This is a genomic window from Xanthomonas sp. NCPPB 1067, from assembly GCF_020783795.1.
GTDB lineage: Bacteria > Pseudomonadota > Gammaproteobacteria > Xanthomonadales > Xanthomonadaceae > Xanthomonas > Xanthomonas melonis.
In genome coordinates this window covers 86,605-108,385 of the sequence record NZ_JAJGQG010000010.1, presented here as the reverse complement: position 1 = coordinate 108,385, position 21,781 = coordinate 86,605, and the positions used below count along the sequence as shown (strand labels likewise).

Sequence of the window (21,781 nt, the reverse complement as noted above, 5' to 3'; positions counted from 1 at the left end):
GTGCTGCGATCGGTGGCGAACTGCTGATTGCGTTGCAGGAGCGGACCCGGCCGCGGCGAGGCGTTGCCGATACCGGTGATGCCCCATCGCGTGCGGGTGGACGCCCCTACAGATTACGGGCGTCGCGGGCGGCTTGGTCGGCCATCTGTGCGTCGAGCTGCTTGCGCAATGCGGGATCGGTGATCGGTGCATCCGATAGCAGCACGCGTACGCCATGCGCCGGCACCTGCGCGACCAGCCGCCTCTGCACCTGCAGTCGCTCGCCGCTGACCGCATCGCGCCAGGTACCGGATTGCAGCAGACGCTTGACCTCGATGCTGGCTGCCGCATCGCCCTTGTTGAGCAACACCAAAGCCGTCTGGGTCGTGCCGGCATGCTGATACACGCGCAAAAACGCAGCCTGCTCTCCGCGCAACGCGATATCGACCTGTACGCCGCGCTGCAGGGCCGGCGTGTCGCGACGCAGTCGGGCGATCTGCTGCAACGGCCCGAAGATCGGGCTCTGCGGCGCCGTGCGGATGCGCTCTACACCGAAGTAATTGCGGTTGCCGGCATGCTCGGCGCGCCCGCGCATGAAGCCGGTTTCCGAACCATAGTAGATCACCGGGATGCCGCGCGCAGTGAACAGCCAGTTGTGCGCATCGATGAAGCCGCTATCGCTGGCATCCAGCCGCGCCATGTCGTGGTTGTCGTAGAAGCTCATCAGCTCGTAGGGATTCGCATACGGTCCCTGGCGCAGGAACAGCGGCTTGGCGAGCTTCTCGAAGCCCGCCTGCTCTCGGCCGAAGACTGCAGACAGCTGCTGCTTCAACGGAAAATCCAGCACGCTGACGCCAGCGTTGCGGGCCCAGGTATGCCCGGCGATCTTGTCGGCGTCGTAATCGAAGGCTTCGCCGAACATGAAAAAGCCCGGGCGCTTTTCGCGGATGCGCGCCACGAAGGCATGCCAGAAACGATCCGGCATCCAGCCGATGGTATCGATGCGGAACGCATCGGCGCCCTGCTCCATCCACTGCAGATACGCACCGGCCAGATAGTCGAGTACGGCCGGATTGTTCTCGTCGAGGTCGGACAGTTCCGCCAGCCCGCCGCTGGTGTTGTAGAACGCATGCAGCGGGTTGTGCCGCGGGTCCAGCTGCGCGGGCGGAAGATTCTGGTGGTCGGCGACCAAGCGCCCCTGCGCATCGTAGAGCTTGCCGAACCCCGGCTGCGGCTGCGGCATGGTGTAGGCCGGCGACCCATGGTTGCCCACGATGTCCAACACGACCTTCAGCTTGCGGGCGTGCATGGCGCGGGTGAAGCCGGCGAAATCCAGGCCCGGGCTGGGCAGATGCTCGTCGAGCGTGTAGAAGTTGACGCCCCAGTAGCCGTGGTAGCCGGTCTTGCCATGATCGCTGAGCGTGCTGTCGCAGGTGATCGGCTTGCCACCGGTAAACGCTTGATCAGGATTGTCGACGATGGGCGTGATCCACACCGCGCCGAATCCCAGGCCGCGGATGTAATCGGCGTGCTCGACGATGCCCTTGAAGTCACCCCCGAGATAGCCGATGTTGTCGTCGCTGCCATCGGCGCAGGGCGTGGGCACATCGAAGCTGCGGTGCGCCCCGCCCTGCTCGCGCTGGTCGTTGCCGGTATCGCCATTGACGAAACGGTCGGTCACCACGAAATACACCGCATCGGCGGCAAACGGCTCCAGCGTGCCGTAGTACTCCTTCGCCGCGGGCGCCGCCATCGCCGCGCCTGCGTACATCGTCAACGCTACGTACATCGCACTACGCATCACTGCCCTCCAGAGGCGACTGGAACCCGCACCACGCACACGCCTGCAATCAGCAGACTGAGCCCGCCGATGGCCAACGCATGAATCGGCTGCCCGCCCAGCCACGCGCGGAGCACGAAGCCCAGTGCGCTGGCGGCAACCAACTGCGGAATCACGATGAAGAAATTGAAGATACCCATGTACACGCCCATCTTGGCGGCGGGCACGCTGTCCGACAGCAAGGCGTAGGGCAGCGACAGGATCGAGGCCCAGGCGAAGCCCACGCCCAGCATCGACAACAGCAACCAGTGCGAGTCGCGGATCACCACCATCGACAACAGGCCGGCCGCGCCCAGCCACAGATTGCACAGATGGCTCCAGCGCAGCCCGATCGCGCGTACCAGTAACGGGATGACCAGCGCCGCCAGCGCCGCGAAACCGTTGTAGGCACCGAACAACACCCCCACCCAGTTGGCGCCATCGTTGTACGCGGCCGATGCGGTATCGGTGGTGCCGAAATGCACCTGGGTCACCGCAGCGGTGGTGTAGATCCACATCGCGAACAGGGCGAACCAGGAAAAGAACTGCACCCAGGCCAGCCGGCGCATCGTGCTCGGCATGCTGCGCACATCCTGCACGATCGCCACCAGCATGCTGCCCGCCGGCAGCACCCGCGCCAGCGCCAGCAGTGCGCCGTAGGCGATGCACAGGCCGGCGAGCACATACAGCATGCGGTCGCCCTGGTGCCAGGCGATGGCCATCGCCATCAGGATGCCAGCGCCGCACCACACCGCACTGACCATGGGCGACGGCAGCACACCGGTCATCGTCACGGTGACGGCAGGCGGATGCGCATCGTCGAAGGCGGCCAGCTGGCGCGGGCTGTATTCGCGGGTGCGCAGCACCGTCCACCCGATCGACAGGAACAGCACCGCCGCGCCCAGGTAGAACGCATAGCGCACGCTGTCAGGCAGCTGCCCCGCTGGCGCGGTGTTGGCCACGCCCCATTGGGCCATCAACCAGGGCAGCAAGCTGGCCACGATCGCGCCGATGCCGATGAAGAAACTCTGCATCGCATAGCCGGTGGGCCGCTGCGCCGGTGGCAGCTGGTCGCCGACCAGGGCGCGGAACGGTTCCATCGAGATGTTGATCGAGGCATCCAGCACCCACAGCGTGCCGGCGGCGATCCACAGCAGCGGTGCGTTGGGCATCACTAGCAGGGCAAGTGTGGTGAAGACCGCTCCGACCATGAAATAGGGACGCCGACGGCCCCAGGAGGTCCAGGTGCGGTCGGACAGATAGCCGATGATGGGCTGCACGATCAGCCCGGTCAGCGGTGCGGCGATCCACAGACCCGGCACGTCGTCGACCTGCGCGCCCAGGGTCTGGAAGATGCGGCTGGCATTCGCATTCTGCAGTGCGAACCCGAACTGGATGCCGAGAAAGCCGAAGCACATGTTCCAGATCTGCCAGAAATTCAAGCGTGGCTTGGCGGTCATGGCGCGGCCTCCGCGTCGGCTGCCGGCCCGATCAGCAACGCACTCACCTGCGCTGCATTGACCACGCCATCGCGACCACCACGGCCGCCGTTGTATTGCGCGAAATGGCCCAGGGCGCTCATGTTGAAGCCATCCTCCAGGCGAAACGTGCAGGCCTGCCCCGCCACTGCATCGAAGCTCACCTGGGTGGACAGCTGCTCGCTCACGCTATGCGGCATCACGATGAACTGCGACTGCGGCGGCTTGCCGGGGCACTCCAGCACCAGCCGCTTCACCGCAGCGGTGACGCCGGTATTGATCGGGCCATTATCGTTGCGATAACGCAACAGCACGCGATGCCGTCCCATATGCGCGGCCTGCCATCGCCAGGTCTGACTGCCGCGCAGGCTCTGCGATGGGCCAAGCGTCAGCGAGGCGCTATGCAGCGACTCCAAGCCATCCACGCGCCGGGTGAGGCTGAGGACATGCTGCAGACCGTCGTCAGGCAACGCGTAGTGGCCTTTGGCATTGAGGGCTTGCCCATCCATGTAAAGCGTGGTGCCGGCGGGAATCGCAACTCGATACAGATTGGCGTGCTCCTGCACCTCGGGCGACATCGGTGTTGCCGGCGCGAATACCTGCGCCGGCTGCGGTGGCGCCGTCAGGTCGGCCTTGCGACCAACCAGCTGCACCTGCGTGGTCTGGTCCTGCTGCTCGACACGCCCGGCCATCAGCAACTCGCCCTGATCGTCGGACGGACGCTGCAGCACATACCGCCGCGCGCCCTGCTCCAGCACGATCTGCTCGCGCTCGCCGAACAGCAGCGGCACCAGGCTGCGCGGCAACTTCGGGGTGACACTGCCATCGGCAGACAGGCCGAACACGCCTTCCAGCACGGCAGACAGATAGCCCGCCACCGACCACAGCTGGCGCGGCGAATTCACCACCGGGCCGCTGCGCGCGCCTTCTTCCACGTACACGGCCAGGCTGTGCATCTCGTAGTTCTCCATGTTGGAGCCAGCCAATGCGGCCCCACGCATCAACGACTGCAGTTCCAGCGCGATGCGCGGCGCATCCTCCAGCGCACGCGATGCGCGCAGCGCGTAGGCGCTGACGAATGGCCAGATGGCGCGGTTGTGGTAGATGGGCTGCGCGGCCTCCTGCGGCCATACCACCGGGCTGCCACCGGCCACCACCGGGTAGTTGCGCAGAGCCACGCGGGCACGTTCGGCCGGAAACACCTCGGCCAGCACGCCCAGCGACAGACCCAGCAGATCGACCTTGGCATAACGCACCGGATGCGCGGCACTGCCCAGGTAACTCACATACTGCTGGCGTTGCGCATCCCAGAACCGCGCATCGATGGCCAGACGCAGCGCATCGGCCCACTGCGCGTATTGCGCGGCGCGTGCGTCGCCGCGCTGGCGTGCCATCTGTTCGGCCAGGCGCAGCGCCTGGTAATGCAGCACATTGGTCGACAGCGCGAAGGACTCGGCGATGAAGCGCACGTCCTGACGCGTCCAGTCCGGGTAGGTCTGCTCGCGCCAGTCCAGAAACGAGGTTTCACCACGGTAGAGGCCGATGCGCGCATCGAACACAGCCTCGCGATCCTGCGCGAGGGTGGCCTGCAGCGCCTGCCATACCTCGTCGGCGAAGGGCTGATCGTCCAGTAGGCCACGCGCGGCCAGGAACCACACCACCCGGTCGCTGCTGATCGGCCAGCTGCCACCGGAGCCGGTGTCCTGCGCCACGAACAGGCCGGGCGTACGGCCGTCGCGCGCGGTGGAGAGCTTGAAGCGCAAGGAGTTACGCGTGCGTTCCGGCTCCAGCCGCCCCAGCGCCAGATCGGCGGCGAAACTGACATCGCGCGTCCACACGTATGGCCAGCGCTCGCCGGTTTCGAAACATCTGCACGGCACCGGCTTGCCGGCGTTGAAGGCCGGATCGCGGATCGCCTCGACGCGGTCGTCGGCCATCTCCTGCTGTGCCAGCGCGAACAAGGCATCGAACATCGGGCTGGCGGTATGCGTGCGCATCGGCTGTGCGGCAATGCGGCGCTCGCCTTGTGGCCACCGCAGCACGAAACCACCATCGTCCAGCGCCTGTGCCTGCGCGCGGCGCCCCTGAAATTCCAGCTCGTCGGCCAATACCGGCGAGCTTGCCGCAACGCTCAGCGTCGCAGCCATGCAGATCATCTTCAGCATCGAAGCGGCGAAACGGCTTGCACCGTCGGCCTTCCTCCCTCGTTGCACGCGTTGTGGTGCGTGGCACGGATGCGCCACGGCCGCGGACCCTCCCAGGTGCCGTCCGCCATGGTAGACGTGCGACTTGCCGTTCCGCATCCCTGCATACGTATTCATGGCATTCGTGATCGTGCATCACGGCCCCGCGCTGGCGCAGCGCTGCATAGTCTCCGCTTACGCACCGGCCACCTTGGGAGTGGAAATGCCGCTGTTTCCATGTCGAGCACGCTCGACGCTGCGCGCACACTGGATCGCGCGTCTGCTCGTGCTGGCCTGCGCTGCAGGCATGTCGCCGCTGGCACAGGCCGAGGTCACCACCATCGACGTCGCCTCACCGGGCAAGATCCTGCAGGTGACCCTGGAACTGGACGGCGGTACGCCGTACTACCGCGTGCAACGCCTGGGCCAGCCGGTACTGCAACGCTCACGACTGGGGTTCAACCTGCACGACGGACGCCTGGACCGCGGATTGACGGTGCTCGCGCAGGCACGCCAGAGTCACGACGACACCTGGGAGCAACCCTGGGGCGAAGCACGTCTGATCCGCAATCACTACAACGAATTGCGCGTGCGTCTGGGCGAGCGCGACGGCGCGCGGCGCAGCTTCGAGGTGGTCTTCCGCGTCTACGACGACGGCCTGGGCCTGCGCTATCACTTCCCCGAACAAGCCGGCCTGCGCGAGGCGATCATCGACGACGAACTCACCGAGTTCGCCATCGCCCAGCAGGCGCAGGCATGGTGGATTCCGGCGGGCGAACCGATCCATTACGAGTATCTCTACAGCCGCACGCCACTGAATCAGCTCACCCTGGCGCATACGCCGCTCACGCTACGTACCGACAGCGGCTTGCATATCGCGCTGCACGAGGCGGCACTGGTGGACTACGCCGGCATGTGGCTGCGCCGCAACGACGACCAGCGCCTGCGCGCGCAATTGTCCCCGGCCGCCGAAGGCTGGAAGGTCCGCCGTGCCCTGCCCTTCGATACGCCGTGGCGCACGCTGCAGATCGCCGACCAGGCCACCGGCCTGGTGGAATCCAACCTGATCCTCAACCTCAACGAGCCCAACGCGCTGGGCAATGTGGACTGGGTCAAGCCGTCCAAATATGTCGGCGTGTGGTGGTCGATGCACCTCAACCAGCAGACCTGGGCCACCGGCCCCAAGCATGCGGCAACCACGGCCACGACACGACGCTACATCGATTTCGCCGCTGCACACGGCTTCCGCGGTGTACTGGTCGAAGGCTGGAATCCAGGCTGGGACGGCGAATGGTTCGGCAACGGCGGCAGCTTCGACTTCACCAGGCCCACGCCGGATTTTGATCTGCCGGCGTTGAGCAAGTACGCCGCCGGCAAGGGCGTGCATCTGATCGGCCATCATGAAACGGGGTGCGCGGTGGACCACTACGAAGACCAGATCGCCGAGGCGATGGACCTGTACGCACGTTTCGGCGTGGATTCGGTCAAGACCGGCTATGTCTGCGACGACGGCCAGGTGGAGCGACGCAATCCGGCTGGCGGCGCGCCGCTGCGCGAGTGGCACGACGGCCAGTGGATGGCCCGCCATCACCTGCGCGTGGTGCGCGAAGCCGCCGAGCGGCAGATCGCGGTCAATGCGCACGAGCCGATCAAGGACACCGGCCTGCGCCGCACCTATCCCAACTGGATTTCGCGCGAAGGCGCGCGCGGCATGGAATACAACGCCTGGGGCCAGCCGCCCAATCCGCCCGAGCACGAGGTCAACCTGGTGTTTACCCGGATGCTGGCCGGGCCGATGGATTACACGCCGGGTATCGTCAGCCTGAAGGGCCGCAACGGCCAGCCGATTCCCAGCACCCTCGCCCGCCAGCTCGCTCTGTACGTGACGCTCTACAGCCCGATCCAGATGGCCGCCGACCTGCCCGAGCATTATCTGCAGCACCGCGACGCCTTCCGCTTCATCGAAGACGTGGCGGTGGATTGGGACCAGACCCGTGCGTTGAATGGAGAGGTGGGTGACTACGTCACCATCGCGCGCAAGGACCGGCACAGCCGCGAATGGTTCCTGGGCAGCATCACCGACGAACATGGCCGCCTGCTGCAGGTGCCGCTGGGATTCCTCGAACCGGGCGTGCGCTATACCGCGCAGATCTATCGTGATGGCGATGGCGCCGACTATGTGAGCAACCCGTTCGCCTTCGTGCGCGAAGAGCGTCAGGTCGGCAGCAGCGACACCCTGGAGTTGCGGCTGGCACCGGGCGGCGGGCAGGCGATCCGCTTCGTGCCGATCGCTCGCGCCCGCTGAGCACCGTCGCGGTGGCGGCCCGCACGCATGGCCGCCGCGAACGATTGCACATCGCAGTTGAACCGCACCGCTGCGGATGATGCGCCTCACCAGCGCGGCGCCCCGCGGCAGGCGGCACACCTCGACGGAAAGGCATGCATGGAATCGATTTCAACGCCATCGGGGCGGTTGAATACGTATGCAGCAACCGTCAGCAACCAGATGCGCTGTCTACCATACGTTGCAGTCGCCATGCCCTGCACGGCGCAGCATCTTCAGGCATCTGCCGGATCAAAACTCAAAGAACAACATGTACCTGGGAGGGGAAAATGTTGAAGCACAAGCGCTCCGCGCTGAGTATCGCCCTGGCCGTCGCCATGGCACCCACATTGGCTGCTGCGCAATCGGCAGCGTCTGCACAACCGACCACCACCGCACAGACCGCATCCGCGCCGGCCAACGGCGATGTCACCGAGCTGGACAAGGTCCAGGTCACCGGCCTGCGCCGCGCGATCGAAGGCGCCATTTCGGTCAAGCGCGATTCCACCTCGATCGTGGAAGCCATCTCCGCCGAAGACATCGGCCGCCTGCCCGACGTCAGCATCGCCGAATCGCTGGCGCGCCTGCCCGGCCTGGCCGCGCAGCGCGTTGCTGGCCGCGCGCAGGTGATCAGCGTGCGCGGCCTGTCGCCGGACTTCTCCACCACCCTGCTCAACGGGCGCGAAGTGGTCAGCACCGGTGACAATCGCAGCGTGGAATTCGACCAGTATCCATCCGAACTAGTCAGTGGCGTCACTGTCTACAAGACGCCCGATGCCGGCCTGGTCGGCCAGGGCCTGTCGGGTACGGTGGACATGCAGACCGCGCGCCCGCTCAGCTACAACGAACGCGTCATCGCCATCGGCGGCCGCTACCAGCGCAATTCGCTGGGCAAGGCCGCCAACGTCGATCCATACGGCAACCGCTTCAATGTCAGCTACATCGATCAGTTCGCCGACCGCACTATCGGCCTGACCATCGGCTACGCGCACACCGACATGCCGATCCAGGAAAACCAGGTCGGCCTGTACGAACCCTGGCAACCGGTCAATGCGCAACGCCAACGGCCAGGCGTCGCCGACGGCGTGTATTTCTCCGACGGCATCAAGGCACTGCGCCGCACCGGCAATCAGAAGCGCGACGGCGTCATGGCCACGCTGCAATACCGCCCGTCCAATGCCTGGACCAGCACGCTCGATGCCTTCCACACCGAAGCCGAGCAGATCGACACCGCCAACCAGTTCGAGCTCAACCTGAGCAATTACAACGGCGGCTACACGCCCGGCTTGAACATCACCAATGTGCGGGTCAACGACAACGGCAGCTTCGTGGGCGGCACGGCCAGCGGCGTCTACCCGCTGGTCCGAGGCATGTACAACAAACGCGAAGACCAGATCGACGCCTTCGGCTGGAACAACGAGATCGTCGCCGGCGCCGTCAAGATCGTCGCCGACGTGAATTACTCCAAGGCCACCCGCGACGAACTGAACCTGGAAAACAATCTGCAGCGTGCTCCCATGCCGCAACTGGACACGGTGGGTGTGTCGGTCGTCGGCAACGGCTTCTCGCAGCTGACACCGGGCATGAACTACTCGAACCCTGGCGAGCTGTTCCTCACCAACACCATCTACGGCTCCGGCTATGGCAAGGTGCCGAGCGTGGAAGACGTGCTCAAAGGCGCACGCCTGCAAGCCAGCTTCCCCATGCCTGAAGCGCTGAGCTGGTTCTCGGATCTGGATGTGGGCGTCAACTACGCCAATCGCGAAAAGCAGAAAACCCAGCCGGAAGGCAACATCACGCTGGGCGCGCAGGGCGAAGCCACGGTGGCAGCGGATCTGCAATACGCGCCGGTCAATCTCGGCTTCGCCGGTCTCGGCTCGCTGCCCGCCTGGAATGTGCCGGCCGCCGTGTCGCGCTACATGCTGTTCAACCCCAGCGACGACGCCTCGTTCCTGGTCTCCAAGGCCTGGACGGTCGAAGAGAAAATCACCACCGCCTGGCTGCGTGCCAACATCGACACCGAGTGGGGCGTGGTCGGCGTGCGCGGTAACGTCGGCGTGCAGCTGCAACGCGCCGATCAATCCTCGCGAGCCAATTACTGGGATGCCTCGCAACCGGCCGGTAGCGAAGTGCGACCCATCGACGACGGCAAGACCTATCGCGACTGGCTGCCCAGCCTGAACCTGGCGTTCCAGTTCCCATACGAGCAGACCCTGCGTTTCGCAATGGCCAAGCAGGTCGCGCGCCCCCGCGTGGATCAATTGCGCGCATCGCTGGAATTCGGTGTCGACACCTCCACTGGCCGCCCCGGCGCCAGCGGCGGCAACCCGATGCTCGACCCGTGGCGTGCCAACGCCCTGGACATCTCCTACGAAAAGTACTTCGCCGACCGCGCCTACGTGGCCGCGGCATTCTTCTACAAGGATCTCAAGAGCTACATCTACACCCAGAGCCGCGACAACTACGATTTCTCCGCATTGGTCGCCGGCTACGTGCCGCCGCCGGGCTCCGCCCCCGTCCTGACCACCGGCACCTTCAGCGCACCGTTCAATGGCAAGGGCGGCACCTTGCGTGGCCTCGAACTCACCGCCTCGCTACCGCTGGATCTGATCTTCGCTCCTTTGGAAGGCTTCGGCATCCAGGCCAGCGCCACCTTCAACGACAGCGACGTCAAGATCCGCGACCCGGAAAGCGCCTCCAGCGTAGGCGACGGCGAAATCAGCCTGCCCGGCCTGTCCGAGCGCGTCTACAACCTCACCGCCTACTACGAGCACAAGGGCTTCGAGGCCCGCGTCAGCCAACGCCGTCGCTCGGACTTCATTGGCGAGATCGGCAATTTCAACGGCAACCGCACCTTGCGCTACGTGGTTGGCGAAAACATCACCGACGCGCAGATCAGCTACAACTTCAGCGAAGGAAGCAGACTGTCCGGCCTGACCCTGCTGCTGCAGGCCAGCAACCTCAGCAACTCGCCGTACCGTACCTACGCAGAAACCAAGGACCGACCGCTGGAATACATCGAGTGGGGCCGCACGTTCGTATTGGGTGTGAATTACACGTTCTGAGCCATTGCAGGAACAGATAGCAGGCTTCTAGCCCCTCTCCCTCCGGGAGCGGGATTGGGGTGAGGGTACGGCCTCCAGGAGAACACGTCCGCGCCCGAGATTCCGTGCCTTCAACGCGCGGTAGATCTTTCCGCAGGGCCTGCGATCCAGTCCGCGCAATGCTACACAAGCGACGTGATCCAGAATCTCAAGATGTCGCCCGTTGAAAAGCCGCCGATCGAAAACCGGCGGCCTTTCTTTTTGCGCGCCACCGCTACTCGGGGTAACACAATCACCACAAGAAAGGCCGACGAAGGACTGCGAAGCCGTCAGGCGGACGCGACCGGCTCGCACCTGGCTCCTGCCACTCGTATCCTCCGCCTCTGGGCGTACCGTCCACACCCAGCTGGCAACTGCTTGCAATGTCCTGTTCGCCGTTCTAGCTCACATGGATGCAGGCGCAGGGCGACACATCCTCACTGCTCACCGTTTCCGTGCCCAGCGTACGCCGCGACATGCGAGCCACTGTATCGGCTATCGCAGCCGGCCTCAGCAGACACCCGCTTCCGTAGCTGGATCGGGCCACAACAGAGACATTGCCGTCCCCTTCGATGGCAACACCATGCGACGCATAGTAAAACGCCTTCCGGGCACAGCTTCCGACGCGCGCACCGAGCCCCAGCCCGGCAATCCGTACAAGAAAGCGAGGCATCCCAACGGAATGCCTCGCCACCATCACTCGATCACGCCACCCCGCACGTGGCTCGGTGCTGTCAGTTCCCGTCTATCGCGCAAACGACCGCGTGTCCAGGCAAGCGCAGGAGGCCACTCGCGATCGTCCCGTGCGCGACGCCTGGCACATCGATCTGTACCCACGCTCCCGCCGGTAGCGCGATCTCGGCCATGTCGACAGACAGATTGAAGGCCAACAGCATGGTCTGGCCCGCATGCTCGCGTCGGAACATCAGCACCGGCTCGGCGGTGTCGTAGAAGGTGATAGCCCCTTCGCGCAGTGCCGGCATGCCTTTGCGCCAGGCCAGGAACGTCCGCACAGCACTCAGCACGGACTGCGCATCACCTTGCTGCACACTCACCGCCGCAAGCCGATGCGGCTCCGCCAACGGCAGCCACGGCTGGCCACTGGTGAATCCCGCAGATGGCGCATCGGTCCATGGCATCGGCGTACGGCACCCATCGCGTCCCTTGAAGGTCGGCCAGAATGTGATGCCATAGGGATCCTGCAGATCCTCGAAGGCCACGTCCGCCTCGCCCAGCCCAAGCTCCTCGCCCTGGTACAGACAGACCGAACCGCGCAGCGAGCACAGCAGGGCCACCACCATCCGCGCAAACCTCGGCGATGCATGCTCGCCGCCCCACCGCGTCACCGCACGCACCACATCGTGATTGGAAATCGCCCAGCACGGCCACCCTTCCAGCATGGTGGCTTCCAGCCGGCTCACCGTTTCGCGGATATAGGCCGCACTGTAGTCCTGCACCAACAACTCGAAGCTGTAGCCCATGTGCAGGCGGCCTGCGGCCGTGTATTCGGCCGTGGTGGCCAGCGAATCTTCCGAGGAGATCTCGCCCAGGCTCACGGCATTCGGGTAGCGATCGAGCAACCCGCGCAGGCGCTCCAGGAACAGCAAGTTCTCTGGCTGCGTATTGTTGAAATAGTGGTACTGATAGGCGTAGGGGTTGTCCGCGCTGAAACCACGCCCCACCCGCTTGTCGGCCGGCTTGGCGGGATTATCGCGCAGCTGGGCATCGTGGAAACAGAAGTTGATCGCATCCAGGCGGAAGCCATCCACCCCGCGATCCAACCAGAACCGCACATTGTCCAAGGTCGCCTGCTGCACCTCGGCGTTATGAAAATTGAGGTCTGGCTGATCCACCAGGAAGTTGTGCAGATAGTACTGCTCGCGGCGTGGCTCCCACTGCCACGCCACGCCGCCGAACAACGACAGCCAGTTGTTGGGCGGCGTGCCGTCCTCGCGCGGATCGGCCCACACGTACCAATCCGCCTTCGCATTGGTCTTGTCCTGCCGGCTTTCCTGGAACCACGCGTGTTCGATCGAGGTGTGGCTCAACACCTGGTCGATCATCACCTTCAGTCCCAGCGCATGTGCCTTGTCGAGCAGACGATCGAAATCGGCCAGCGACCCGAACAACGGATCCACCTCGCGATAATCGGCAATGTCGTAGCCGAAGTCGGCCATCGGCGACTTGAAGAACGGCGAGATCCAGATCGCATCCACACCCAGCCCGGCAATGTAGTCGAGCTTGGCGATGATGCCCGGCAGATCGCCCACCCCATCGCCATTGGAATCAAGGAAACTGCGCGGATAGATCTGATAGATGACGGCCCCGCGCCACCATGGTGTCTGCAACATGCACGCCCCTCCCGGGCCACTGCGGGCAGCCAACACGGCCACCGCCCAAGGCCGTTAGCCTAGCGGCGCAGCACCCCATGGGTGCGCGCGTGCATACGTATTCATTGCAGTCGCAAAGAAATCACCAAGCGTCGGCCAGTGATCGCAGCGCGGCCCCTTTGACCGCAGCGGAACGCGATACACATTCTTGTCGATTGCCTTGTACAAACTCTTCGAGCTGCCCGTCACCGTTTTGGTGATCGCCGCGCTGATCCCATCGGTCATCGTCCAATACAAGCGGCCCGAGCCTTGCGCCATGCTGGTCGCCAACCCGATGATCAGCGCCGCACGAAGCGCAGTGACCACCACCCCATCGCCGCCTCGCGCGACTGACCGGTCACGATGCGGTAGCCCTGGATGAAGAGTTACGGTCCTAGATCAACACATCCAAGCCTGGAACCGAGGCCATCGAGATGGCCTCGGCGTGAGCTTTACTCCAGCGTACAAAGCAAAAACTCATTACATCGACATCGCAGGCGAAGCGGCCTGTTGTGCCTGCGCCTGCGATTGCAGCTGCGCAGTCTGACGCTGGTTTTCCTCGGCGACCTGACGGCTGCTGTGTTCCAGCGATTGTCCTTGCGCCTGATCGCGGTCCACAAATACACGCCGCATCGCCGGGTCGGTCATCTCACCCTGCACCGCGAAGAAGCCGTCACCGCTCTTGTTCGGCACCACATGGTCGATGCGCTGCAGACCGCTGACCTTGGCTTCAAACACAATTTGCCCGGCCGCCTGCTCAAGTTCTTTGCGGCTGGCAAAGCCGCCACGTTCGCCCATCGCTTCCAGCTTGCCTACTGTACCGACGAACATGCCATTGTCGGGGTGGCGAGGATCGGAGAGCAACGGAGAACCCGACGCGGCTGGTGCCTGTGCAGCCTGAACATTGCTCTGCTCGGGCTGTTTGGTCGTCTGCTGCGCCAGTGCTTTGCCGAGTGCCGCCTGTGTCTGCCCTCCCACTACGCCATCGACCTGCAGACCATGTGTGCGTTGGAATTGCTCCACCGCAAACTTGGTATTGCTGCCGAAATCGCCATCGGCCTGCAGCGGCTTGCCATCGCGGCCTACAGCGCCTAGCTGGGCCAGTTGGTTCTGCAACTGCTTCACGGACTCGCCGCGCTCGCCTTGTTCTAACGTGCCGGCGTGTCGAGAAGGATTGCTATGGTGCCTGGATGACGCACCTTCAACTGGCTGACTTGGCCTAGCTGCTTGAGTAGCCTCAGTCGGCGTACGATCCGACAAGCTGTTACTGACTCTGTTGGCATAGACAGCATACTGATCCATCTTGCGCCCCATGGCTGCATATGCCTCAGCATTCGTGATACTGCCATCACCATAGAGGGATGAGTTTCCTTTGATAACCTCCGCACTCAGGACACTGCTGACTTTCCCATTTGGGTTGTCGTGCACTGCCTGCAGGAATTTAGGCCCATCTCCTGTACCAAGGTTATGCATCGCGTAAACATTTGCCGCTATGTCCTTACCGCCATACTTTGCAGCCCGATCAATGTTTTCACGGGTGAATTCCGCCAACATTGCAGCCTGCAGTCGTGTATCTTGACGAAGCTCAGGCGCATTTGCCTGAGAACGTGTAAGGCCGCCCGCATTTTCAACACCGTACTTTTCACCGTAGGTGTTAATCATTTGCTGCCAAGTGCTGTTCAAAAACTGGCCATATCCATAGGCAGAGGAAATTGCCATGGTGCCATCGAATTGCCTGACTGTATTGTTCTCGGGACGGCTGATCGCAACCGGCCGAGCAGCTGGATTGAATCCAGATTCAAATCCAGCAATCTTGACCATCACACCCGGGTCTATACCTGCAGCGTGAGCGGCATCTACCAACTCTTGCCGATGCTCGGCCCATCGCTCATCAATCCTTGCCATAGCGCCCTCCTTAATCCGAATTGGGAAATAACTCAAGGATCCCAGGGATAAATTCCCTTCGCTTCATCATAAGCTACAAGCCGGGTCTCAAGCTTGGTCTCTCCGCGCTTACGCATGACCTCTAGGGGATACATCCCTGCCACAACTTGCCCATCAGCTTTGACGTTCAGATCATTAGTCTCGCCAGGAGCGTTTTCGCTCACGCGCGGTATGCCTGACACCTCACGAATCTCGCCACCAATGGGGACCTGAAGCGAATAACGTGTCACTTGGACCCCTTGCCAAATGCCCCCGGCGGTAGAAAGCCAACCATAACGACCAGGGCCAACTTGGATGATCTTCGCATCAAGACAACCGCAATCACCAGCCTGTCCCATATCGATGGCCGGCTTCGCAGCCAGCATCTTGATCTTGTTGTCATCGCCCAAGCCAGCGACGAACAGACCTTCCAGGCCAGGATCTACTTGCGAATAGATTTCAGCTTGCGGATCGCTGTGCGCTTGCACGTAGACCTTTGTGCCATCAGCATCACTGAAAACCTTCGAGACAGCGCCAATCATGCAGTAATCCAGTGATTCGCTACCTGCCTGAAACTCATATTTCCAGCAATTGCGCGATGGATCGAAGTTACTAGCCCCGTATGCGGAATTCAGTGTATTCGCTACTACCGCCTCAATCACTAAAGAGCTCAAATTGGGATCACTTCGCCCAGACACATGAGCACTTGGATCCTTACCCTCAGAAATACCCCCATCCGCCACCGGCTGTGGACTCCGCAGATCACTTGAGGAAACCGGACTTTGCGATGCACCCTCTCGCATACAGGAGCCAAAGAACAGGGGTGCAGAAATTGCCAAGCAAAAGCGCAGTATTTGCGAGCTATTCATCGCCCAAGCTCCAGTTCAGTAATTACAAAATTCCATAACAGCCATTACAGCAACTTCTCATCAAGCAGACCAGCAAGAGTCCAATAATCAGTAAGATCAGACGCCGCCATTCACAACGAGCCAATCATTTAAAACTTCTGGAAGACCAGCTTATTGCGATTTGCGCGTCCACCAGACCGGCTCACACCCTTGTTCTTGCTCGTTCGATACAGGCGTGCCGGCGGTCGCGCCAGGCGCAATCCGCGATCCCGTAGTTATTCTCGACCTTCTTTATCTCTTCCTTGGGTTTGTCGATCGACTTTAATCATTCAAATCGTTTCCCACCACCTCCCACTGCGCGCTGGCGGCTCCGGCCATGCAGAGCAGCACCAGTCCCGTGCACACGCGAGAAAAATGTCTGAACTTGGTTGCCATGGTGTGTTTGCCTCCTGACACAGATGAATATGGTGGTCGATGTATCCGCTTGCCGTGGGTGGCACTACGCATCCTCGGCCTCCTTGTCCTTGACCGACTTGCGCTTGCCCGAGCCCTTGCGGTTGGCGTAGAAGTCCGCCAGCCACTGTTCGGGCGTCAGCTGGTCGACGGTGACACCCAGCTTGCCGGCCTTGCCGGACAGGACCTGGTGCATGATCTCGATATTGTCGGTGGACGAGGAAATCACCGAGAGCGCATCGTCCATGCCGCGCAGGTTGAGCTGGCACACCGCCGACGCGTGGCCTTGCTTGACCAGGAAGCAGCGCGAGCGCTCGTCCAGCGACACCACCACCTGGTACTCGGCGTCGGTCAGCTTGAGACCGTCGATGTAGTCGTCGCGGCTGGCATTGGGGTTGGGCAGCAACACCATCGTGGCGGTCTGCTCGATCAGTGCCGCGGCGATGTCGCTGGCCAGCGCGTCTTCCGGGCTTTGCGTGGCGAAGATGCCCAGGCCGTTCTGCTTACGGATGGTCTTCTGCTTGTTCTTGGCGAACTCCTTCAGCCCGCCCTTGCCGTCGAGGATCTTCCAGAACTCGTCCATCACGTAGATCAGCGGGCGCCCGTCGATCAATGCTTCCAGCCGGTGCAGCAGGTAGTTGATCACCGGCACGCGCACTTCGGCGTTGTCGATCACGTCGGTGTAGTCGAAGCCGATGATGGAGGCGCGGGTCAGGTCGATCGTGTCCACCGGATTGTCGAACACCCAACCCAGCGAGTTGCCCGCCGTCCAGCGACGCAGCCGGGCATACAGGCCGTCGTCGCCCATGTTGGGCAGGCTCTTGCGGAAGTTGCTCATGCTGCGCAGGTGCATGGGCGTGTCCAGCATGCCCTCCACCGCACGGTAGATATCTTCTTCCTCGCGGGCGCTGTACTCGGCCTTGCCGCCCAGCACCTTGATCAACTCGGCCAGGAACTGCGTGTTGGCTTCGTTGCGCTCGCACTGGAACGGGTTGAACCCGGTCGGCACGCCGTTCTCCAGGGCCAGGTAATTGCCCCCGCAAGCGCGCACGAAGATCTCCGCGCCGCGGTCCTTGTCGAAGAAGAAGATGGTCGGCACCGGATCGAACTTCTGCACCTGGCTCAACAGGAAGTTGATCAGCGCCGTCTTGCCGGTACCGGACTTGCCGATCACCATGGTGTTGCCGATCGCCTTCTCGCCGAGCGAATTCTCGGCCGGATGCGTGGCGTGGAAATTGAAGTAGTACGGCTGGCCGTTGGTGGTCTGCAGCGTGGTGACGCAATCGCCCCACGGATTGTTATGCGGCTTGCCCTGGGCGAAGTTGTGCAGCGGCGACAGGCCGAGGAAATTGAGCGAACTCAGATTGGCGATACGCGTGCGGAAGCGCCAGTTGCCCGGCAGCTGCGCGTAGAACGACGAGGCGATCGCCAGATCTTCCTTGGCCGAAACGAAACCGGCGTTGGACAGCTCGGCGCGGGTCGTCGCGATCTGACGCGCCAGCTTCTCCTGGCTGTCGGCGTAGACCGCCAGGGTGAAGTGGTATTCGCCCAGCACGAAGTTGCCTGACGCCACGTCGTCCATGGCCAGATCCAGATCGCGGATCTGGCTGGACGACTTGTCGCCCGAGGAAATCATCATGCCCTTGGTGCGTTCCAGCACCTTCAGCGCTTCGTGGCGGCCGACCGGGCTGAAGGAGTGGGTCATGACGTACTCGAAATCGAGGTACTTCAGGCCATTGAGAATGCCCGGATAGGTGCCGTCGGCATACTCCTTGATATTGAGGATCGCGCCGAAGTGATTGATGCCATCCGGGGTACGAATGACGAAGTCGCCCGTCTTGTTGGCGAACATGTGCTTGCTGACCGGCAGATACGCAGGCACCGGCGCCTGCAGCACGGGTACCGGCTCGTCGATGCGATTGAGCAGGTAGCCGAGAAACTCCAGGGTCTCAGAAAACACCACCCCGTTCTTGGCTTCGTACATGCCAAGGCGGTACGGCGAATAATCCTTGAGGACCGCTTCCACATTGGTGGCCAGTTCGACGACCTTGGCCACGGCCTGCTCTTCTTCGGCACGGATCTTGTCGGGGTTGGCGGACTTTTCGACCAGGCGGCGCCCGGTCACCACCGGCCGATAGATCATGCTGAAGTACAGTTCGTTCTGCATGATCTTCTGCGACGACAGCGCGGCGTAGTACTCGTCGGACAGCGTCTGATTGAAGGATTGCCTGAAACGCCCGCCGGTGCCGATCCTGCGCCTGCGGCGCACATCGTGGACCCAGAATGCGACGTTGGCGAAGTCCGGAGCGCGTAGCGTCTGCAACAGGCGGTTGAAGGTGTTGTGCCGTTGCTCGAGCTCGAACTCGTCGCGCCCCACGAACGGCAGGCCAGCCAGGTGCCAGATCAGCAGGTAGTCGCCAGCGGTGGTCTTGACGACCGACGGCGCAACATGTGACGAGACGGAAACGAATTCGCTGATCGGGCTGTCTGGACTGAACATGGTGTTACCAGATTAAGAGGAAAGCATTACGTGGATAACCGCTACAAACACCGTCCCCACGCGCATCGCGCATGGGGACGGTTGAGAGCCGTTGAGCTGTTCATCGCGGCTTCCCGGGGGGGCCCTTGCGATATTCGTTGGGGGTGAACACCCACATGCCCGAATAACGTTCGCGGTTTCGTGCACGCATCCGGAACAGCCAACGCAACCCGAGCAACCTGAAAATCATCTCGTCGCGCTTGGCCATCTGTTGCATGACGAAGATGATGACGGGGATGCTGAACAGGAACCAGAGATTGAAGTACATGCTCGACAGCAAGCCACCGCCCGCACCGATGAAGAACGGGATGTAAGGCACCCCGAGAAACATGGCCGGGCGGGTGCACCCGCGGAAGAGCACATCTTTACGCATAGTATTGAGCGAGCTGCATCAGTGAAATGCCAATTTCCGAGCAGTCATTGGCAGCACCTGCGCCGTCTTGCTTGAGGATCATGTTGGCGATCTGCCCGGCCGCACCGATCAATACACCGCCGATGAGGATGGGAGAAACCTCGGAGATGCGCTTGTGCGCGAAGGCGATCTGATAACCGGCAACGATGACGGCGATGGTGACCACGGCGATCGAGCCCATGTTCAGGAGCGTGGTCACGTTATTCAGGAATCCACAGACGCGGGTTTCGGTGCCACCCAATCCGTTACCGCCAGGGGCCGCGCCAGCGCCGCCAGCCACCACCAACAACGAAGTGAACAGCAGCGCCTTCACTGCCTGCGTACCGATCATTTTGGCATCGGCAACCGTTTTCTTGTCGATTTCAAACTTCATGTCTAACTCCTTGGGAACAGAGGGGGTCCAGCAGCCAGCATCCTTGGCGATCTTCCTTCCTAAAAAACAAACGCAGTGTCGACCTGTGGGGCAGCTTGCGCAGCAGGCAATGCCGGAGCGGCACCCGCGGGTCGATCATTCGAAACTTGCGCCTGCGGCGCAACGGCCGGCATCGCCACGCCGCGCCCCTGCCCCGTCGCCTTCACCACGTACAGCTCGTCGTCCGATGCGGGCGCGGTGGGTACCGCGCGCACGGGCGCAGAGGATGGCGCAGGAGGCAGCGATAGCATAGGTGCCGAGGGTGAAGCCGTTGTGGTGCGCGTACCGGCCAAATCCTGAATACGACGGGCAACAATGGCGTCCGCCAGTTCGGCGGCCGCCTGCTTCACCGGATTGGCCGGCCGGAGCTGAACCTGGCGGGTCGGGACCACCGCAATGGGCTCCGCGCCCGCCGCTGCCGCCACCGACTGGCGGATGGAGGCGTAGATCTTCTGCACGTAGCCGTGCTTGAAACCGGTTTCGAAATTGCCGGAGTAGTAGCAACTGAACGACTTGCCCCAGTTGGCGCCAGACCGCGAATGGCACTCGGCGAGAATCCGCGAGGCGGCAACCAGATTGGGACACTTGTCGAACGCCATTTCGTAGCTGGTCAGGCCGTACTTCTGCAGGTTGTAGCGATTGACCTGGCCCAGGCCCAGCGAGAAGTTGTAGCCCTTCTGCTCGAGCATCTTGGCGGTGGCGACAGCCTCGGCCAGACCGCGCGGCTCACGCACCAGCCGCCCCCCGACCACGCCGATGGCATAGGGATTGCGCGAGGACTCGACCCGGACGACGTGCTGCATCACCTCGCCGGGGACGGCGAGTCCAGAGCACCCCATCAGTTCCATGCCAGGCAACATGTCATTTCTCCTCCAGACCAGATCACCGCACTTGCAAACGCCGACTCAACCGCCGCGCAAGGTTCGCAGGGGATCGAAGTCGATTCCCGTGATGAACCGCCGCCCGGCATGCGCCTTGATGTGGACCACGATGTCGATGGTCATTCGCAGCAGGCGCTTGATCACCTCGAATTCCAGGCCAGAGCCCTCGCTCGACGCCTTCACCATCAGCGCCAGCTGATCCCAGGTCTGCTCCACACTGCCGGCGTGGCAACTGGTGATCGAGCCGGGGTGGCCGGATGCGCAATTGCGGATGAAATAGAACGATTCATCGCCGCGCAACTCGGCCAGGATGATGCGATCGGGCTTCATGCGCAGGCAGGCCTCCATGCAACTCTTGGCGGTGACGTTGCTGGTGCTCTGCCCGCCCTTCGAGTACAGCAGGTGCACGGAGTTCGGCTGACTGATGAACAGCTCGCGCGCGTCCTCGATGGTCACCAGGCGCTCTTCGCTGGGGATATGGTTGACCAAAGCCTTCATGAAGGTGGTTTTGCCGCTGCCGGTCGCGCCGGCCACCACGACGTTCTTCTTGTACAACACCGATTTCTTGAAGAACTCCGCGTAATCGCGCTTGCGACGCAGTTCGAGCAACTCCTGATCGTGATCGCTGACGTCTGCCGACTGTTCCAGCACCTCATCGAAGAACCCGTCGTGCTTGTACTGCTCGAGCGACTTGGTGTGCTTGGAGGGAAGCCGGATGGTGATCGACACCTTGCCGGCATCGCAGGCCGGCGGCATCACGAACTGCGCACGCTGCCCGGTCGGGAAGGTCAACGACACCACCGGGTCCGCATCGGTGATGCGTTGACCGGTGTTGCTCTCATTGACCACCGCGGTGCAGAACTGCCGCGCACGGTCGTACGTCAACGACGGCACATCGACCCGCTGCCAGCCGTGGATGGTTTCCAGATACAGCTCGCCAGGCCGATTGATACAGATTTCGGTCACGTCAGGCGAGTTCAGGTAATCCAGGATTCCCAGCACCGAGTACTGGTAATCCAGGAAGTCGTTCGAAATACGCGCTGTCGGAGAATCGTCGATCGTCATGGCGGTCACTGCAT

General features: G+C 62.7%; 13 protein-coding genes and 2 pseudogenes. 2 read left to right on the top strand and 13 right to left on the bottom strand.

Features of this window, described 5'->3' with window-relative positions:
- Positions 1-106 precede the first annotated feature (106 nt).
- The 3 genes from LL962_RS10205 to LL962_RS10195 are packed head-to-tail and all read right to left on the bottom strand — an operon-like array spanning position 107 to position 5,441.
- Positions 107-1,732, bottom strand: a complete 1,626-nt coding sequence (locus tag LL962_RS10205) for an alpha-amylase family glycosyl hydrolase (RefSeq protein WP_167395341.1) — start codon at positions 1,730-1,732, stop codon at positions 107-109.
- Positions 1,733-1,779: 47 nt separating this feature from the next.
- Positions 1,780-3,258 carry an MFS transporter gene (locus tag LL962_RS10200; protein WP_228316811.1) on the bottom strand — a complete coding sequence of 493 codons (1,479 nt, stop codon included), beginning with the start codon at positions 3,256-3,258 and terminating at the stop codon, positions 1,780-1,782.
- A complete protein-coding gene (locus LL962_RS10195) occupies positions 3,255-5,441 on the bottom strand; it encodes a Six-hairpin glycosidase-like protein (protein WP_228316810.1) in 2,187 nt (728 codons plus the stop codon). Before LL962_RS10195 ends, LL962_RS10200 begins: the two co-directional genes overlap by 4 nt.
- Before the next feature lie 241 nt (positions 5,442-5,682).
- Between LL962_RS10195 and LL962_RS10190 the strand changes: the two genes are divergently transcribed.
- Both LL962_RS10190 and LL962_RS10185 read left to right on the top strand, forming a co-directional pair.
- On the top strand, positions 5,683-7,764 hold the full coding sequence (locus LL962_RS10190; RefSeq protein ID WP_228316834.1) for a glycoside hydrolase family 97 protein: 2,082 nt from the start codon (positions 5,683-5,685) through the stop codon (positions 7,762-7,764).
- A 308-nt stretch (positions 7,765-8,072) separates the two neighbouring features.
- Positions 8,073-10,847, top strand: a complete 2,775-nt coding sequence (locus tag LL962_RS10185) for a TonB-dependent receptor (RefSeq protein ID WP_228316809.1) — start codon at positions 8,073-8,075, stop codon at positions 10,845-10,847.
- A 752-nt stretch (positions 10,848-11,599) separates the two neighbouring features.
- Here the strand turns inward: LL962_RS10185 and LL962_RS10180 are convergent.
- The 10 genes and pseudogenes from LL962_RS10180 to virB11 form a co-directional block, all read right to left on the bottom strand.
- Complete coding sequence (locus LL962_RS10180; protein ID WP_228316808.1) at positions 11,600-13,216, bottom strand: alpha-glucosidase; 1,617 nt, start codon at positions 13,214-13,216, stop codon at positions 11,600-11,602.
- Between the two features lie 180 nt (positions 13,217-13,396).
- A pseudogene (locus LL962_RS10175) lies at positions 13,397-13,614 on the bottom strand (type IV secretion system protein); the annotation flags it as partial.
- A gap of 100 nt (positions 13,615-13,714) precedes the next feature.
- Positions 13,715-15,055, bottom strand: a complete 1,341-nt coding sequence (locus LL962_RS10170) for an XVIPCD domain-containing protein (RefSeq protein ID WP_329957082.1) — start codon at positions 15,053-15,055, stop codon at positions 13,715-13,717.
- Positions 15,056-15,171: 116 nt separating this feature from the next.
- Positions 15,172-16,026 carry a hypothetical protein gene (locus LL962_RS10165; protein ID WP_228316806.1) on the bottom strand — a complete coding sequence of 285 codons (855 nt, stop codon included), beginning with the start codon at positions 16,024-16,026 and terminating at the stop codon, positions 15,172-15,174.
- Positions 16,027-16,179: 153 nt separating this feature from the next.
- A pseudogene (locus LL962_RS10160) lies at positions 16,180-16,440 on the bottom strand (hypothetical protein); the annotation flags it as partial.
- 64 nt (positions 16,441-16,504) lie between these two features.
- Positions 16,505-18,958 carry a VirB4 family type IV secretion/conjugal transfer ATPase gene (locus tag LL962_RS10155; RefSeq protein WP_228316805.1) on the bottom strand — a complete coding sequence of 818 codons (2,454 nt, stop codon included), beginning with the start codon at positions 18,956-18,958 and terminating at the stop codon, positions 16,505-16,507.
- A 100-nt stretch (positions 18,959-19,058) separates the two neighbouring features.
- Entirely contained in the window at positions 19,059-19,370 is a 312-nt protein-coding gene (locus LL962_RS10150) for a type IV secretion system protein VirB3 (RefSeq protein WP_228316804.1), read from the bottom strand.
- The gene (locus LL962_RS10145; protein WP_228316803.1) at positions 19,363-19,782 is read right to left on the bottom strand and encodes a TrbC/VirB2 family protein; all 420 of its coding nucleotides are present in this window, start codon (positions 19,780-19,782) and stop codon (positions 19,363-19,365) included. Before LL962_RS10145 ends, LL962_RS10150 begins: the two co-directional genes overlap by 8 nt.
- A 59-nt stretch (positions 19,783-19,841) precedes the next feature.
- A complete protein-coding gene (locus tag LL962_RS10140; RefSeq protein WP_228316833.1) occupies positions 19,842-20,669 on the bottom strand; it encodes a lytic transglycosylase domain-containing protein in 828 nt (275 codons plus the stop codon).
- Positions 20,670-20,726: 57 nt separating this feature from the next.
- Positions 20,727-21,776 (bottom strand): P-type DNA transfer ATPase VirB11, encoded by a 1,050-nt coding sequence (gene virB11, locus LL962_RS10135; RefSeq protein ID WP_208621446.1) that lies wholly within the window; start codon positions 21,774-21,776, stop codon positions 20,727-20,729.
- Positions 21,777-21,781: the final 5 nt, after the last annotated feature.